The sequence below is a fragment of the Sphingobacterium bovistauri genome (assembly GCF_020295405.1).
Taxonomy (GTDB): domain Bacteria; phylum Bacteroidota; class Bacteroidia; order Sphingobacteriales; family Sphingobacteriaceae; genus Sphingobacterium; species Sphingobacterium bovistauri.
The window spans coordinates 90,679-108,056 of record NZ_JADEYP010000004.1 but is presented as its reverse complement, the minus strand read 5'-3'; the positions used below and the strand labels follow the sequence as shown (position 1 = coordinate 108,056).

Annotated in this window: 18 protein-coding genes and 1 riboswitch; of the genes, 10 read left to right on the top strand and 8 right to left on the bottom strand. The window is 35.5% G+C overall.

Annotation, left to right across the window (positions count from 1 at the left end):
- The first annotated feature begins 73 nt into the window (after positions 1–73).
- Both IPZ78_RS03610 and IPZ78_RS03605 read left to right on the top strand, forming a co-directional pair.
- Positions 74–1,924 (top strand): sensor histidine kinase, encoded by a 1,851-nt coding sequence (locus IPZ78_RS03610; RefSeq protein WP_225551574.1) that lies wholly within the window; start codon positions 74–76, stop codon positions 1,922–1,924.
- A gap of 15 nt (positions 1,925–1,939) precedes the next feature.
- Positions 1,940–2,626: a response regulator transcription factor gene (locus IPZ78_RS03605; RefSeq protein WP_225551573.1), complete on the top strand. Its 687-nt coding sequence runs from the start codon at positions 1,940–1,942 to the stop codon at positions 2,624–2,626.
- Between the two features lie 58 nt (positions 2,627–2,684).
- Here IPZ78_RS03605 and IPZ78_RS03600 read toward each other — a convergent pair whose 3' ends face one another.
- Positions 2,685–4,394: a hypothetical protein gene (locus IPZ78_RS03600; protein ID WP_225551572.1), complete on the bottom strand. Its 1,710-nt coding sequence runs from the start codon at positions 4,392–4,394 to the stop codon at positions 2,685–2,687.
- Positions 4,395–4,396: 2 nt separating this feature from the next.
- Entirely contained in the window at positions 4,397–4,573 is a 177-nt protein-coding gene (locus IPZ78_RS03595; RefSeq protein WP_225551571.1) for a hypothetical protein, read from the bottom strand.
- 405 nt (positions 4,574–4,978) lie between these two features.
- A riboswitch (SAM riboswitch) is annotated at positions 4,979–5,080 on the top strand.
- Between the two features lie 72 nt (positions 5,081–5,152).
- On the opposite strand from IPZ78_RS03595, the gene metE reads away from it, so the two are divergent.
- Positions 5,153–7,468, top strand: a complete 2,316-nt coding sequence (metE, locus tag IPZ78_RS03590; RefSeq protein ID WP_225551570.1) for a 5-methyltetrahydropteroyltriglutamate--homocysteine S-methyltransferase — start codon at positions 5,153–5,155, stop codon at positions 7,466–7,468.
- 72 nt (positions 7,469–7,540) lie between these two features.
- On the opposite strand, the gene IPZ78_RS03585 is transcribed toward metE, so the two are convergent.
- Positions 7,541–7,924 (bottom strand): hypothetical protein, encoded by a 384-nt coding sequence (locus IPZ78_RS03585; RefSeq protein ID WP_225551569.1) that lies wholly within the window; start codon positions 7,922–7,924, stop codon positions 7,541–7,543.
- A 386-nt stretch (positions 7,925–8,310) separates the two neighbouring features.
- Here IPZ78_RS03585 and IPZ78_RS03580 point away from each other — a divergent pair, with 386 nt between their 5' ends.
- From IPZ78_RS03580 to IPZ78_RS03555, 6 genes are all read left to right on the top strand, one after another.
- Positions 8,311–9,183: a helix-turn-helix domain-containing protein gene (locus IPZ78_RS03580; RefSeq protein WP_225551568.1), complete on the top strand. Its 873-nt coding sequence runs from the start codon at positions 8,311–8,313 to the stop codon at positions 9,181–9,183.
- Between the two features lie 13 nt (positions 9,184–9,196).
- The gene (locus IPZ78_RS03575; RefSeq protein WP_225551567.1) at positions 9,197–9,757 is read left to right on the top strand and encodes a helix-turn-helix domain-containing protein; all 561 of its coding nucleotides are present in this window, start codon (positions 9,197–9,199) and stop codon (positions 9,755–9,757) included.
- Positions 9,758–9,813: 56 nt separating this feature from the next.
- Positions 9,814–9,990: a hypothetical protein gene (locus tag IPZ78_RS03570; protein ID WP_225551566.1), complete on the top strand. Its 177-nt coding sequence runs from the start codon at positions 9,814–9,816 to the stop codon at positions 9,988–9,990.
- A gap of 60 nt (positions 9,991–10,050) precedes the next feature.
- Complete coding sequence (locus IPZ78_RS03565; RefSeq protein ID WP_225551565.1) at positions 10,051–10,572, top strand: DUF4833 domain-containing protein; 522 nt, start codon at positions 10,051–10,053, stop codon at positions 10,570–10,572.
- 65 nt (positions 10,573–10,637) lie between these two features.
- The gene (locus tag IPZ78_RS03560) at positions 10,638–11,804 is read left to right on the top strand and encodes an alpha-hydroxy acid oxidase (protein ID WP_225551564.1); all 1,167 of its coding nucleotides are present in this window, start codon (positions 10,638–10,640) and stop codon (positions 11,802–11,804) included.
- 16 nt (positions 11,805–11,820) lie between these two features.
- Positions 11,821–12,240: a 6-pyruvoyl trahydropterin synthase family protein gene (locus IPZ78_RS03555; RefSeq protein WP_225551563.1), complete on the top strand. Its 420-nt coding sequence runs from the start codon at positions 11,821–11,823 to the stop codon at positions 12,238–12,240.
- Positions 12,241–12,267: 27 nt separating this feature from the next.
- On the opposite strand, the gene IPZ78_RS03550 is transcribed toward IPZ78_RS03555, so the two are convergent.
- The 5 genes from IPZ78_RS03550 to IPZ78_RS03530 form a co-directional block, all read right to left on the bottom strand.
- Positions 12,268–13,032, bottom strand: coding sequence for an exodeoxyribonuclease III (locus IPZ78_RS03550; RefSeq protein ID WP_225551562.1), 765 nt, complete (start codon positions 13,030–13,032; stop codon positions 12,268–12,270).
- Positions 13,033–13,035: 3 nt separating this feature from the next.
- A complete protein-coding gene (locus IPZ78_RS03545; RefSeq protein ID WP_225551561.1) occupies positions 13,036–13,800 on the bottom strand; it encodes a peptidylprolyl isomerase in 765 nt (254 codons plus the stop codon).
- 10 nt (positions 13,801–13,810) lie between these two features.
- Complete coding sequence (locus IPZ78_RS03540) at positions 13,811–14,158, bottom strand: hypothetical protein (RefSeq protein WP_225551560.1); 348 nt, start codon at positions 14,156–14,158, stop codon at positions 13,811–13,813.
- 67 nt (positions 14,159–14,225) lie between these two features.
- A complete protein-coding gene (locus IPZ78_RS03535; protein ID WP_225551559.1) occupies positions 14,226–14,663 on the bottom strand; it encodes a low molecular weight protein-tyrosine-phosphatase in 438 nt (145 codons plus the stop codon).
- Positions 14,664–14,744: 81 nt separating this feature from the next.
- Positions 14,745–16,304, bottom strand: a complete 1,560-nt coding sequence (locus IPZ78_RS03530) for a Do family serine endopeptidase (protein WP_225551558.1) — start codon at positions 16,302–16,304, stop codon at positions 14,745–14,747.
- A gap of 213 nt (positions 16,305–16,517) precedes the next feature.
- Between IPZ78_RS03530 and dapF the strand changes: the two genes are divergently transcribed.
- Positions 16,518–17,306 (top strand): diaminopimelate epimerase, encoded by a 789-nt coding sequence (gene dapF / locus IPZ78_RS03525; protein ID WP_225551557.1) that lies wholly within the window; start codon positions 16,518–16,520, stop codon positions 17,304–17,306.
- Positions 17,307–17,378 lie beyond the last annotated feature (72 nt).

The following is a 17,378-nucleotide window of genomic DNA, read 5'->3' as shown; positions in this document are numbered from 1 at the left end:
TTAAATATTGTATTCAAGTTAAATTCTGTTAAATGAGGAAATTAAGTAGCAATCATTGCTATTTTTGTACAAAATGAAGAAAAAAAGTATCTCATTAATAATATGGCTAATGTCAATTGCATTAATTGGTGTAATGGCAATGCAGTACTATTTTATACGCGAAACATTCTATCAAGAGTCCCAATTGTTTGATGAAAAAGTAAATACTTCCTTATCAAAAGTAGCTTCTGAGATTGAAAAAGTGGAGGTTTTGGACTTTGCCAAAGTCCAATCCCGTGTCAACAGAGATAAATATATCGCAGAACAAAAAAAACAAGAAAGACTTGCACAACAACTAGATATACAAGAGGAAATTGACCGTCTACGTCTAAAACAACAGAATGATTATCTAAAATTTAAGGAGGCGGACGAAGCATTAAAATCAAGATATCCTAACGTAACACCTATTGATAACTGGTTTTTCGAGACGTATTATCAAAATAAACAAAACAGAAAATTTATTAAAATCCGATTAGAGCAAGAGCCTATTATTGGTACATCATTGGCCAATACATACGTCATTGTATCCGCAGATAAAGAGGTTTCTCGTGTAAATGCAAAAGATGACTCTGTACGCTATGTAATATCAGAATTCGACTTGCTGTCTGGAATTGTAAATTGGTACCAAATTGCTACTCTTCCTCCACGTGAAGACACTAAAATCAATAATCAGATTGCTGATCTAATCACCAAATTAGACCGTATACGCGAAACAGTCTTACAAGAATCCAATCCCGTTACACTTTTTGACACTGTTGCAATTCTATCAGGTAAGAAAGCTAACGTGGTAGAAGATGTTGCATTAAGTGTCCAATTAGCAAACAAGCCATTACACAAAAGAATTAACACACGTCGGATACAGCAATTAATTCAACAGGAATTGGCAAGTCGAGACATACACTCTCCTTTCAACATGGAAATTAGAGATCATTTCAAATTAATATATGAGACTACTGATCCAAAAACGCTGTTAGAACCACAAAAATTAACTCGCTATACAACAGACCTTTTCAAAGGAGATATAGGTGAATCGCGCGGTAGATTATCTATTTATTTTCCAAACAAAAAGAATATCATAGTTAAAAACATCAGCTACCTATTACTTCCTACCATTGCACTTTTTGCACTTTTGGTTGGCTGTTTTGCCTACACATTAAGCATAATCTTCAGGCAAAAAAAGATTTCGGAGATGAAGACCGATTTCATCAATAATATGACACATGAATTTAAAACTCCCGTGGCAACCATTATGATCGCAAGTGAATCATTACGCGACCCCGAAATAGCTGCGGATGATAAACGTGTAAATAAATTGGCTAATATTATCTACGATGAAAATGTACGATTAGGCAATCATATCGAACGTGTATTGAATATTGCTAAACTAGAAAAAGAAGACCTAAAAATTGAAAAAACTGATATACAACTAAATACAATTGTAGAAGATGTCCTAGACAGTATGCAATTACAAATAAATAAAGCAAATGGCAAATTGACTAAAGAATTGTTTGCAAGAGAGGATGTGGTGATCGGCGATGAATTGCATCTATCGAATGTAATGTTTAATTTAGTTGATAATGCCATAAAATACAGCTTAAATGCTCCTGATATTACTGTAAAAACATACAATTCAAGCAACAAAATAATTATCTCTGTCTCCGACAAAGGAATGGGAATGACTAAAGAACAATCCGAAAAGATTTTTGAACAATTTTACCGTATACCCACGGGGAATGTTCATAACGTAAAAGGCTTTGGATTGGGATTGAGTTATGTGCATGACATTGTAAAACGTTTTGATGGTAACATCACTGTTAAAAGCGAAAAAGATAAAGGCACAACTTTTGAGGTTATATTACCTCTTAAGAAAGCTATCAGAAATTAGATAAATGTATATTTTATGCAAAAAATATTACTAGCAGAGGATGACCCTAATTTAGGGGATCTATTAAAAGATTACCTTGAGCTAAAAGGGAAATTTGACATCACATTAGCAACAGATGGGGAAAAAGCTCTTGAAGAATTTCGCAAAAGTGAGTTTGACTTATGCATCTTTGATGTGATGATGCCCAAAAAAGATGGTTTCACCCTGGGAAAAGAAGTTCGCAAATTAAATAGCACAATGCCTATTATTTTTGCGACAGCCAAGGGTATGATGGAAGATAAAACACAGGCTTTTGAACTTGGTGGTGACGACTACATCACGAAACCTTTTCGCGTAGAAGAATTACTTTTAAGAATTAATGCCTTACTTAAAAGAGCTTCAAAAGACAAGGAAGAAGAATTGGCTGACAAATTTGAGATCGGTAGTTATTTCTTCGATTACACCAGTCAAATCATTACGTACAAGGGACAACAGCAGAAGTTATCAACTAAGGAAGCTGAATTGTTACGTTTACTCTGTTTGAAAAAGAATGATGTGTTGACTCGTGAAGAAGCTTTAAAGAAAATTTGGCACGACGACAATTACTTTACAGGAAGAAGCATGGATGTATTCTTAAGCAAGCTGCGCAAATACCTCAAAGAGGACACAAGTGTAGAAATTGTTAATGTACATGGTCGAGGATATAAACTTTTAGTGAGTTAAAAGCAGAGGTCTGAAATTAACATTTCAGACCTCTGCTTTTACTTACAATATATTTATCTTAGTTTCTAAGGGTACGTACACATCGAATATTTAGTCCTCTAGCTCCAGATGTAACATAATCTGGATAATCTATCAAACCACTTCCTGAGTCATTACCCGTCTCAAGGATCCCAATTCTAAATACATCCGCCTGTGTACTTAAAGAACTTCCTGCCAACCAATAAAGAGCATTTGCACCTTCTCCACTATACACTAACCCATCACGCATTCCGAATGCATAAAAATGAATCTTTTGATCCTCGTTATTAATCAGCTCCATATAATCATAATCTCTCTCTACAGATGAACCACTAGCGTCAAAATAAGAGAATGATTTCAAATTAATATTTGACGGATTCGCTAGAGACGCTTCTGCTATAGTAGGCATTCTCCATCCTCCAGGATACACTAATGTACAAGGATCAATATCGCGACCAGACTCATCTTCTGATTTCGGAAACTCTTTATTGAAATTCCAATAATCCGTTAATTCCTTATATCCATCACTCGGAGATTGACGAAACTTATGCTGATAACCTACAGGAGCATTCTTATCATAATATAGATTAGCATAACTCCAAATCACACCATCAATATCAAATCCAGAAAACAAATTAATTCTTCCGTTAAAATACGTCCCCTTTTTAAGACTTACCCCACTGAATGAATAAGACTTTGATTCTCCCAAAATTGAAACATTTGTTGTTTCACCATTTTTCTGTAAGACCAACGTCTCCAAGGTAAGATTCAATCTTTCGAGAAAGATTGTCTCATCACTTTCATCCATATAAATATAGCGAGCAAATGAAACGGTATCTGCTGTTCCCGTAAAACTAAATGCTGTAGGGAAATTCTGTTCAGGAATTACAACTTTATTAATAACCCTGTTTAGCTTCAAATCAAAGTTAGCAGATTGCGCATTAGGAAAAGATCCAAAAGTACCACTTACCTCCTTTATTTTCGCATCAACACCACGTGCGTCTACTGTGACTCCTACTTTTACAGTTTGTGGCAGAAAAATAATATTAACTTTTGCCGGATTACTAGCCCCAGTCTCTACGATTGGCAAATCATTATTGTGATAGTAAAATTCCCTATCTGAGGGAAGCACAATTTGTGGATTGTTGTTTGTCTCAGAAGGATCTAAATTCAAATAATCAAAATCACTAGCTTCTGTCGTATTGAAAGTAAACGCAACAATTCGATATTTATTAGCCACTGTAGGAACATAATCCACAGGAACTAACAAAGGAATTCGTGTCTGTGCTCCTCTCGATGCGATTGTCGTACCCACATGATTATCCTTATCATCAAAAATCAACACCATGAACTTAACACTATCTGCCAAGCTACGAATCTTTAGATTATCTGTTGACACTGGATAATTAACACCTTCTTTCGATGCTGTCGCTACTTTGTTAGCTTTAGACAGCAATGCTTGAGACTTAGGTGTGTAGCTTCGAGTCTTTTCTACCACTGAAACCTCAGAAAAGAATGCATTACTCAAACGAGTAACATGAGCATCTTTAACACCCGAATAAGAAGAAAACTGTTTAGAAGCCGTCTTCCTGATGTTGACTTCTTCTGAATCAATATAATCGGCGTTAAAAACTAAGTCCAAATATTTTATTTCACCTTGATTATCAACAGACAAAACTGCATCCTCTTTACAACCTATAAAGGTTAAAACCACGAAGGTAATACCGCATAATAATATGTTCTTTCTCATAATTAGAAATTTATATTAAAGTCCTTATTTTGTTCATCAAAAACTTCATAATCAACTATATCAACGCGATTTTCAGTAGGAGTAATATAATAAGTATTCGTTGATCCGGTTGAAATTGATTCTTCAATTTCAACCGAAATCAGATGAACTTGTGGGCATTTGTAATTTTGTTTATTCATAGCTTTATTAAATAATACGTTGATGTAGATCTTATTGAGAACAGGTGTGGGTAAAAAACAATTAATTAATTGCTTAGACAACAATCAAAAAAAAAAGAAAATATACCGGAAATTATCTTTACCTAAACGCAACAGCTCAAACACGAAAGTGTAAATAATTATAGATAAACACCACAAAAACAGCTCATTATTACACTAATGTTACAATAAAAGAATTTTCAAATAAAGAAAAGTCATAAATAAATAAAACCAAAATAAAATATTAGTATCCTAAACAACAAACTTCAATTACAATAATAACTGATTGACAGTATATACTTTATACATTTACACCAAAATCCTAATGTCCTTCAGTAAATGAAAAAAAAATTTTGATACTAAAACTAAAACACATAACTTAGCCAACGCTTATAGAGAAAGGTAGAGGGAATAGACCCGATGAAGCCTTAGCAACCTGTCCCTTGACAAGGTGCTACATTCTACCCATTTTATTGGGAATGATAAGCCGAGATCACTAAGCCAAGTGACCTTCTCTTAGCAACTAGTAAAAATATTTTTAATTAAATTAAGGAACATTATATGTTACTAACGAACAACTTAGGCTACCCACGTGTGGGACCTTTCCGTGAATTGAAAAAAGCTAACGAAGCATACTGGGCTAAGAAAATTTCAGCGGAAGAATTATTAAATGCAGCGAAAGAAATTCGTGAAAACAACTGGAAAACTCAAAAAGCAGCTGGTATTGATTTAATCCCTTCAAATGATTTTTCTTTTTACGACCAAGTTTTAGATTTATCTTTAACTGTTGGCGCTATCCCAACTCGTTACCAATCATTAGTAAACAAAGTTGACAATAACTATAGCTTAGATTTATATTTTGCTATGGCTCGTGGTTTCCAAGCAGACGGAATCGACGTTACAGCATCGGAAATGACAAAATGGTTTGATACGAACTACCACTATATGGTGCCTGAGTTCACTAAAGATCAAACTTTCAAATTAACATCTGAAAAATTCTTAAATGAATATAACGAGGCTAAAGCTGCTGGTATCGAAACAAAACCAGTTGTTATCGGCCCAATTACTTATTTGTTAATTGGTAAAGAAAAAGAAGCAGGATTTGATCGTATCGATTTAATTGATCGTTTATTACCTGTTTATGAGCAGATCATCTCTAAATTAGCTGCTGCTGGCGCTAAATATATCCAAATTGATGAGCCTTACTTAGCTTTAGACATTGACGCAAAAGTAAAAGCTTTATACACTACAGTATTCGAAAAATTAAATGCTGCTGCTGGTGATTCTAAATTAATCGCAACTACATATTTCGAAGCCTTAAAAGATAACGAAGATTTAGCTTTAAGTTTACCTGTTCACGCTTTACACTTAGACTTAGTACGTGGTGAAAACCAATTGGATACTGTTTTAGCAAAAGTACCTGCTTCATTAACACTTTCATTAGGTGTAGTTGAAGGACGTAACATTTGGAAAAATGATTACGAAAAATCTTTAGCTAAAATCCAACAAGCTGTTGCTGCATTAGGCAAAGACAGAGTATGGGTAGGTACTTCTTCTTCATTATTGCACGTTCCTAACGATCTAGATAGTGAAACAAAAGAAGATACGCTTCCTGCTGAAGTAAAAAATTGGTTAGCATTCGCTAAACAAAAATTAGCTGAGGTTAAAGATTTAGCTGTATTAGCTGAAGGTGATGTAGATGCTAAAACTGCAGAACGTTTTGAGGCAAACAAAGCTGCTGCTGAAAGCCGTCGTACTTCTCCTTTAATCCACAAGCCAGAAGTTAAAACACGTGTAAGCAACATCACGGATGAAGATGCTAAACGTACTTCTACTTTCGCTGAGCGTAAAGCAGCTCAACAAGTGAAGTTCAACCTTCCATCATTTGCTACAACTACAATCGGCTCATTCCCACAAACAAAAGATGTGCGTAAATGGAGAGCTGATTTGAAAAAAGGTGTGATCACACAAGAAGAATACGATAAAGCTATCGCTGAAGAAACTGAAAGCGTAATCCGTTTGCAAGAGGCTCTAGATATCGATGTATTAGTACATGGTGAGTTCGAACGTAACGACATGGTTGAATATTTCGGTGAGCAATTAGCAGGGTACGCATTTACACAATACGGATGGGTACAATCTTACGGTTCTCGTTGTGTGAAACCTCCAGTTATTTATGGTGATGTTTACCGTCCTGAAGACATGACTGTTCGTTGGTCTGCATACGCACAATCATTGACTGATCGCCCAGTAAAAGGTATGTTGACAGGTCCTGTTACGATCTTACAATGGTCATTCGTACGTAACGATCAACCTCGTGAAACGACTACTTACCAAATCGCTTTGGCTATCTTGGACGAAGTTCAAGCTTTAGAAAAAGCAGGTATCAAAATCATTCAAATCGATGAGCCAGCTATCCGCGAAGGTTTACCACTGCGTCAAGCTGATCAACAAAAATATTTAGATTGGGCAGTACGTTCATTCCGTGTTTCTTCATCCAATGTAGATGACGATACACAGATCCACACGCACATGTGTTACTCAGAATTCAACAATGTGATCAAAGATATCGCTGCGATGGATGCTGACGTAATCACTATCGAAACTTCACGTTCACAAATGAAATTGTTGAATGCTTTCGCTGGTGAATTCAAATACCCTAACGATATCGGTCCTGGTGTATATGACATCCACTCGCCACGTGTACCAAGTAAAGAAGAAATGATTGACTTGTTGCGCAAAGCAAAAGATGTAGTTCCTGCATCTCAATTATGGGTAAACCCTGACTGTGGATTGAAAACTCGTGCTTGGCCAGAAACTAAAGCTGCTTTAGAAGCAATGGTAGAAGCTGCTAAAGTATTAAGAGCTGAAGCATAATTCAGAATATAGTATTATTAAATAAAGGACTCCCGAATCTATTGATATCGGGAGTTTCTTTTTAACACCCACTTATTCCTTAATTAATTCAAAGTTACCTCTATTGGTTTCAGAACTTCCCGATCCCCAAGTCCCTTTTATTGCTGTATTGTCATTATACAATGTAGCAGAAAAGCTATAGGTCAAAGGCCCTGGATAGGTATATCTACCAGAAATTTTTCCATTGGCGTAAAAATAGGTTCCAATAGCTTTATCTGCCTTTGCTGTATCCGCCTTATTCGCATAAACCATCAACTGCCCCCCTTTCATCAATTTAAAAGCGATATCCGTATTACCAACATCCGTACCATTCCCATATTTACCTTTCCAAAATCCTTGAATTAACTGATCAGGCGTTGGAGTTGCCTCATCTTTCTTACACGACCATACCCCTATTACAAACAGTATCACAGCCATTAATATACATTTTTTCATAACATTTTTATTTGAATCTAGCATTTGAAAAAAAATATAAATAGCCACAATGAGCCAAGCACTGGTTTGATTGAGCGAAGGCCTGATATAAATGATTAACCCCAAGGCTTATTTGTTTAATGGTTCGTACAAAATTGATGTTATGCCTCAGTCGATCACACATACTCCTTCAAACTCAATGTTCATTGATAATAAAACAGAAAGATCTCCTTTAACTAAATATTTTGAGCTACAGCAATCATAAAATAATTCCTAGTTTTCCAGTTAATCTTTATAAATTCTTCCATAAAGTCACTTTCATAGAATTGTCGTATTATTGGCATATCATTTATTTGCATACTAGGGCTAGTAATTTCCATTTTTGAACTATGAATAAAATCAATATTAACGATCAGATAAAAGCAGCGCGCAAGCTAAAAGGACTAACACAACAAGAACTAGCAGACGAAGCAGGAATTTCTTTGCGCACTATACAACGCATAGAAAAAGGAACCGAAGAAATCAGCGGCTTTAGTCTTAAACAAATTAGTAAAGTATTAGATATACCATTGGAAAACCTTATTATGCAAAACGTAAACGAAATTAGCATTGACTCCAATCAGATTGGAAGTATTAAAACGTTGTATTTATCTTCATTATTATTCATCTTATTACCATTTTTAGGATTTATAATCCCATCCCTAATTGGATTCACCAAAGAAAACAAAAACACGCTCTATAAAAAACACTTCAGATTTATACTTTTATTACAGGGAATACAATCTATTATAATACTTTGTTTAGTCTGCTTCTATCTTCCTTTTATATTATTCACATCCACAAGCTCTCCTCAACAAATAAATATTACTATGCCCAATACTGAGAGTATGATCTTGATTAATGAAGAGAGTGTGCAAATAGAACGACAGGACTCTATATACATCATTAGAAATTTTAATAGTATTGACTCCCTAAAACGAACCAAAATATTACAACAAAATCTAATAAGTATGTCTGCAGACTCTATTAAATTTTATGATTCTGAATATGATACAATAGCCTCTATCATCGGAGTGAAAACAAGTCTCGAAACATTAAAAGTAACTGATCCGCAAGTATTAGACCGTAACCGAAACGAAACGTCATCAGAAATAAATTGGCTTAAAATAATTCTAATCTTTTTGATTGCTGCTTATTACATAGCAAACATAGTCATAATTGTAGTCCAAGTAAATAAACTGACCCCCAAAAAAAATAATTAATCAATTTTGCAGCATGACAAAATCAAGTATCAACGAAATCATTAAAACAGCTAGAAAAACTAAAGGACTAACTCAACAAGATCTTGGGGATGAAGCTGGAATATCCTTAAGAACAGTGCAACGTATCGAAAAAGGAACGGAAGAAATCAGCGGCTTTAGTCTTAAACAAATTAGTAAAGTATTAGATATCCCATTGGAAAACCTTGTTATGCAAAATGTAGACAAAATTAGTATTGACACCAATCAGATTGGGAGTATAAAAGCCCTATATACATCTTCTCTATTCTTTCTTTTAATGCCAATTTTAGGTTTCATAGCCCCCACAATAATTGGATTTTCCAAACAAAATAAATCTGAAATATATAAAAAACATTTTAGCAGAATATTACAATTTCACATTCTTTCAATAGTTGTTAGCCTATACTTCCCAATATTCATAATATTCAAAATCCTACATTATAAAATGCCTTTAGATGGAAATACTATTCTAATAGCTCTAATATTTTATTACGGAATCACTATTAGCTATACGTTATACAATGTCTTTAAACTAAACAAAAACCCGTCAGTTTAACAAACTACAAAACAACCTAGCATTTAACTTGTTCTACAATAAAACATATATCATTTATGAAAAGAATAGGTTTATTAGCAACAATATTATCCACCATTACTTTATTATCAAGTTGTGAAGTGATTGGCGGAATATTCAAAGCTGGCGTTTGGTCTGGCATTATTATAGTAGTCATTGTCGTAGCATTGATTATTTGGTTAATATCCAAATTTATGGGTGGCAATAGAAATTAATACTTGAAAACCTACAGTTTCTGAAAGTAAAAAATGTAATTTGGCTTTAAACAATACAATATGATTAAGCTTGTTACACTTTTTACTTTTTTCATTATTAGTACCTCAAATTTCGCACAAGAGAACTACCCAAAACCTACCACTAAAGATATCCTTTTTTACATCCAGCATAATAGAGGGAAAAACACATTTATTTATCAACCAAACTACAGTTCAAAAACTCGTCTCGATGACAAACACCCAATAAAAATCAGTAGACAATTATTTGATAGAAATAGTGAGATAAAACCCCTCACTAGCATACAACGTAGATATGCTTATGGCATAAAAGCCGTAAAATTAAGTGATAATTATTTCGAGATAAATCTCGTGTCTTATCCCCAGCAAAAACTATATTTAAAACTTGACAAAGACATGAATCCCTATATAGAAACCACTATTTCTGGCAGACATATGATTGTCAAACATCTTTTCATACAGCTACAAGATGGTACTTCTGGGCTAACAACTAAAGCTGACTACATTTTATTCTATGGAATAGACAAAAAAGGAGACGCAATTCAAGCGAAAATGAAACTTTAAAACACAGAATAGTTCAGGATAGCTAGTTAGAATTTTTATCGTATTTTTAAAAAATTTTTTAACCAATGTCTAAAAAACCGATTTTCAAATATAATAGTAGATATCCGTCTGTCGAAGACCTTAAAAAGAAAGCCAAAAAAAGAATACCAAAGTTTGCATTTGACTACCTACAAGGAGGATGTAATGAAGAACTGAATCTGTTCAGAAATGAAAATGATTTTGACAATATCCTATTAAAGCCACAATACTTACGAGTAGGTCAAGAAATTGATATGTCCGTAGAATTATTCGGACGAAAATATAGTGCTCCATTCGGAATTTCTCCGATTGGACTACAAGGATTAATGTGGCCTAACGCACCTGAAATCTTAGCCAAAGCTGCCGCAAAACACGATATTCCATACACACTTAGCACTGTGTCTACAAGTAGTATCGAAAGAATAGCTGATGTATCTGATGGTAAAGCGTGGTTTCAATTGTATCACCCTACAGAAGATAGATTGCGTGATGATATTTTAAGACGTCTTAAGGCTGTCGAGTGCCCGGTTTTAGTGGTACTTGTTGATGTTCCTTCATTTGGATTAAGATATAGAGAAATCAAAAGTGGTTTATCTATGCCTCCTAAAATGAATATTGAAAACATATTGCAGGCTATGGTATGTCCTACTTGGGGAATTCAAACATTAAAATACGGCATACCTTCATTTGCAACCCTAAAGCCCTATATGGAAAAAGGACTAGACTTGTCTCAATTAGGACAATTCATGAACCGTACATTCACAGGCAAGGTAAACATGGAGAAAGTTAAAGCCATCCGAGATATTTGGCAAGGCCCATTAGTTTTAAAAGGTATCGCCACAGAAGAGGATATGGAAGCTTCTATACAATTAGGCGTGGATGGTGTAATTATCTCTAATCACGGAGGAAGACAAGTCGATGCGGGCGAATCTTCAATAGTGTCCCTAACGAAATTAGCAGCTAATCCAAGTTATAAAAGCAAAGTTAAAATCATGATGGATGGAGGAATTCGTTCGGGTGTTGATTTGGCTAGAGCTTATGCGGTGGGATCAGAATTTAATTTCATGGGACGTCCATTTATGTATGGTGTAGGCGCCCTGGGTGAAGACGGTGGTGAACACAGTATCAATATGTTTAAGGCACATCTTTATCAAGTCATGCAACAATTGACTGTGGACAATATCTACCAGCTTCAAGATCGATTGATAAAATAAAACTTATATTTGTCACATGATTACAGCAGAGCGATATCATGATATTTCATGTGGACATAGAGTCGTAGGTCACGAGGGGAAATGTAGATTCCTTCATGGACATAACTATAGAATACATTTTGAAGTCGAGGCACAAAAACTGGATAATATTGGTCGGGTTTTGGATTTTTCCGTAATCAAAGAGAAACTTTGCATGTGGTTAGAAGACCATTACGATCACAAGTTTTTGATTTGGGAAAATGATCCTTTGCTAGAAGATTTAAAAATGTTAACAGCGGAAAGCTTGGTGATAGTACCATTCAATCCTACTGCTGAAAATATAGCGCAACATCTTGTGGAAGTAATTGCCCCGCTACAATTAGAAGGCACGGGCTGTGAGCTTATTCGATGTAAAGTCGAAGAAACGCAGAAATGTTCCGCAACGTATAAAAAATAAGGAGAAACAAATGTTTCTCCTTATTTTTTATACCAACTCCAGTAACACGGGACAGTGATCCGAATGCACAGCATCGGGCAATATTTTAGCTGCTATGATGCGATTTTCCAAAGCTTTTGAGGCCATATTATAATCTATACGCCAACCCAAATTTTTAGCCCTCGCTCCCGCTCTATAACTCCACCACGTATAATGATGAGGATCTGGATTAAGTAAACGAAAAGTATCAATAAATCCCGAATTGATAAAATTTTCCATCCATTCACGCTCTTCCGGCAGGAAGCCAGAAGAATTAGCGTTGGATTTAGGGTTATGAATATCGATAGCACGATGACAAATATTGTAATCTCCACTAATGACTAAATTCGGATGATCTACTAATAATTTATGCGCATATTGATGAAAATCATCCAAAAACCTATATTTAAAATCCTGACGTACATCACCTGTCGTACCCGAAGGAAAATATGTACTCATCACGGATATATCTTCAAAATCAGCACGAATCACACGCCCTTCGAAATCATAATCTTCGTGACCACATCCATATTCAACATGTCTAGGCGTAATCTTAGTTAAAATCGCAGTACCACTATACCCCTTTTTCTGAGCAGGATACCAATAATGCTCGTACCCCATTTGCTCTAAAAATAATATTTCAGGAACTTGATCTGGTGTAGCTTTTATCTCTTGAAGACACACCACATCTGGATTGACAGACGTCAACCATCCTAACCAATCCTTCTTCAAAGCAGCCCTTAGACCATTTACATTATAAGTAACTATCTTCATTAATTAAAGTTTGTAGTTCTTAGATTTTAGAGAATCAAATAATTTTGTAAAAAAACCACCTTTCGGTTTCAGCCCCACCAACTCACGCTCAAGGTTTATTGCCTCACGACGAGTCAATAGACGAATGTGCATAGGTTCATTCGTAATAGGACGATCACTTTTATCTGTATTTACCCCTGCTATGTTATCGACTGCTTCCATCCCTTTAATTGTTTCTCCAAAAACAGTATAATTTCCATCCAGATGGGGTGTACCACCAATAGTTTTATAGACTTCACGCTGCTTAGCTGAAAATTCTTTGCCTTGCATTCGAAATTTCACCAAAGAATCTAATCCTGCATCTGTAAACTTACGTCCTTGGACAATATAAAACTGAGAACCAGAGGATTCTTTCGCTGGATTATTATCTCTTGCTGCACCTAAAACTCCCTTTTTATGAAATATTCCTTCTTGGATTTCAGATTTCACTTTATAATCAGGTCCACCATTGCCCAACACAGTCAAACTAGTTGTAGTAGGTAATTTAGAATCTGGATCACCTCCCTGAATCATAAAATTTTTAATCACACGATGAAATAAAACTCCATCGTAATAATTTTCCTCAACCAATTTTTTAAAGTTATCCCGATGTTTAGGAGTCTCATTCAACAATTTAGCTGTAATCGTACCTTTATTCGTTTTGATCTCTACGTAATAGTGTGTTGGCTTTTGCGCAAAAATTTGCAAGGCGAACATCATTAAAATAAGACTAAAAAATAATTTTTTCATTTAACCAATTTTATATAAAATCTAAATCTTGAAAATAATCGATAATAAGTGATTTGATAATTAGTTCCTGCTCAAGAAGTGTATAGTTGGGAACAGGTTTCACTAACTTCCAGTGTGGCCATCCTTCTTCATCAGCTCCTAGCAACTCGTAAAAGCCCATAGACGAAAAAAGACGACATGTAGCAATATGCATCAGCTCTTCTTTCTCGCGCTTTGAAAATTGCTTAGGCCCCTTTCCTAATTCTTGTACCCCTATCAAAAACAACATCACCTTCAAATCGGGCAAATCCATATCAAAGCTCTTTGATATTTCTTCCCTAAGGACATTCCACTTCTGATTTACTTCTGTTGCTTTCATATTATAGCTATTGTGCCAAATTACAGATTAAAATTTGTTTTCAGCACAGACTCGATTAATCGTTACGTTATTTGGACAATTTATCTATCAGATCATAGCAACGCTTTTCAACCATTGCATATACTGGTTCAAACATTGCATCATCATAATACGGATCAGGCACAATATCATCATCTAAAAATAGTGCCACCTTAGCTTTCTGTTCTTCACGATGAGCCAAGCGAATTACATCCTTATAATTTTGTCTATCCATTACAAATATTTGGTCATAGTTATCAAACAATTCAGCTGTAAAATGTTGTGCCCTTTGCCCCGAAATATCGACACCATACTTCTTAGCTACGGCTACACTTCTTCGGTCTGGACTATGTCCTACATGCCAATCTCCTGTACCTGCAGAATCAATCTCCCAATCCAAATTCTTAGTATCTGCTACATGCTGTAAAATCCCGTGCGCCAATGGCGAACGGCAAATATTACCTAAACAAACCATTAAAATTTTCATACCACAAAAATGTTGTTTTATTCTCTAAAACAAAAATGGCCTTCCGCAGAAAGCCATTTTAATTTTATAATTTGTTTCAAATTAATATTCAATAGGAACATTCAGCTCTACAGTACTACCTCGTTCTGGAACACCTTTTATACGTACTATATTACGTTTGGTGCCTTCCAATGCTGTTTCAACATCATCTACATTGTTAACTGCTTTGCCATTGACCTCTGTAATAACCAAACCTTTCTCTACACCGAAATACTCGAACACACCACCTCTGCGAACTTCCGTCACTACAACGCCAGAGCTCACTCCCAATTCTTTCTTGCGAGCATCATTAGCAGGGATAAAACTTGCGCCTAATTTGTTAAATATTTCGGTCGCACTTGCACTGCTCCCCTCATCACCAGCTTTCGCCTTTGCTGCTTCTTCTGCTTTCAACGTTAGTGCAACTTCCTTCTCTTTACCTTCACGCTTGTAGGTAATCTTTACCTTATCACCAGGACGCAGTCTAGCCACACGCTCTTGCAAATCAGATGATGAATAAATTGTTTTACCTTCAATCTTAGTGATAATATCACCACCTTTGACACCTGCACTCTCAGCGGCACCACCTTTTACTACATTCTGAACATATAATCCATTAATATCTGTAATACCTTTTTCCTTGCGCAATGCCTCATTAATTTCCGTAAATGTCACACCGATAAAACCACGTTTAACACTACCAAATTCTTTGAAGTCATCCAAAATCTTTTTAGCTAAATTGATTGGAATCGCAAATCCATATCCAGCATACACCCCCGTAGGTGATGCAATTGCTGAATTAATACCTATCAATTCACCACGTGCATTTACCAATGCTCCACCGCTATTTCCCTTATTAATAACCGCATCTGTCTGGATAAATGATTCAATTGCGGTATTAATAATTTGTTGATCCTCTTGACCATAACCATATCCGCGCGGCTGTTGTTGTTGTTGAGAATCTCCTAAAATCCCTATCTGACGTCCCTTAGCACTTACGATACCTGCCGTTACTGTCGATTGCAAGCTCAATGGATACCCTACAGCCAAAACCCACTCTCCAATTTGTACATTATCCGAGTCACCCATTCTTACCATAGGTAGATTCATTGCATTAACTTTCAATAATGCTAAATCTGTATTCGGATCACGACCGATTACTTTAGCTTCGAAAGTACGCTTATCCGTTAATTGAACTTCAATTTTATCTGCATTCTCGACTACGTGATTATTCGTAACGATATATCCATCAGGAGTCAAAATAACTCCAGAACCAGACGCTTGCGCTTGACGAGGTTGTGCTTGACGGCGCTGTGGAGCTCCAAAAAACTCTTCAAACATGTCAAATGGAGATTCGCCTCCTCCTCCACGCTGAGACCCACGACTTGTCATTGTTACTTTAATATGTACAACTCCTGGCGAGACAGCCGCTGCCGCTTGTGTAAAATCCGGATTGCCTGTAGATGACATAAGCTCTGCGCCGGGATTATTTGCATAATATACTTTTTGCTGCTCTTCAAGTGTCATGTTTCCAAATTGCTTGTCTTCAAACAATTTATACCCTCCAACAGCCACCGCGCCTCCTAAGACAGCTGTTAATAAAGTTACTCCTATCTTTCTCATATTTTATATTGCTGTTTTAAAATTCTAATTTTGTTTTTCAATTCTTACCTTGTAGTAAGTATTCAAATGTAATACCATATTAATAGCTGACACAAGTTTTGTCAGTTAAATTTTGTTAACACATCGCATGTTTACAAGTGTTTTAACAAGATTTAACAAATTGGCTACAGTTTTGTAACAAGAATATTAAATTTGTTAATAATTCACAAGTAAATGAGCATAAAAATTCAATTTTCTAAATATCAAGGAGCTGGAAATGATTTTATCTTAATCGACAATAGAAATGGGCATTTTGATAGAAACAATGAAGAATTAATTAAAAAACTTTGCGATAGACGATTTGGAATAGGTGGCGATGGGTTGATGCTCCTTCAAAATACAAAAAATTTTGATTTTGAGATGGTATATTACAATGCTGACGGTGCAGAAGGTACAATGTGTGGCAATGGAGGAAGATGTATAGTAGCATTTGCCCGTGACTTAAATATTATTTCAGAAAAAACTGACTTTCTGGCAGTTGACGGACCTCACGATGCAGAAATTGCAGCTTACCAAGTCAATCTAGGTATGATAGATGTCAACCAGATTCATCGTGATCGTGAAGCATATGTCATGAATACTGGCTCACCTCATTATATACTGAAAGTAAATGACCTAGCTAATCTCGATGTATTCAAAGAAGGATATGCTATTCGTAATAACGAGATCTACGGGGAGAAAGGAATCAATGTCAACTTTATCGAACCTGAAGAAAATGGTTATTTCGTCCGCACTTTCGAGCGAGGTGTTGAAGACGAAACCTTTGCTTGTGGCACTGGCGCCACTGCTGCTGCTATGGCTATGGCAATCGATCAAAGCTTAGAAGGCGATTTAAGAATTCCAATTCGTGTATTAGGCGGTCAGTTGTATATTTCATTTCACAAATCGGGTAACACATTCACAAACGTGTACTTGAAAGGTCCTGCAAACTTTGTTTTCAAAGGAGAAATAGAAATCGGTTAATTATTTTTAAGTAATCTTTACGGATTATTTTATCTTACTATATATTCGAGTTATATTAGATGTCTTTTTCGA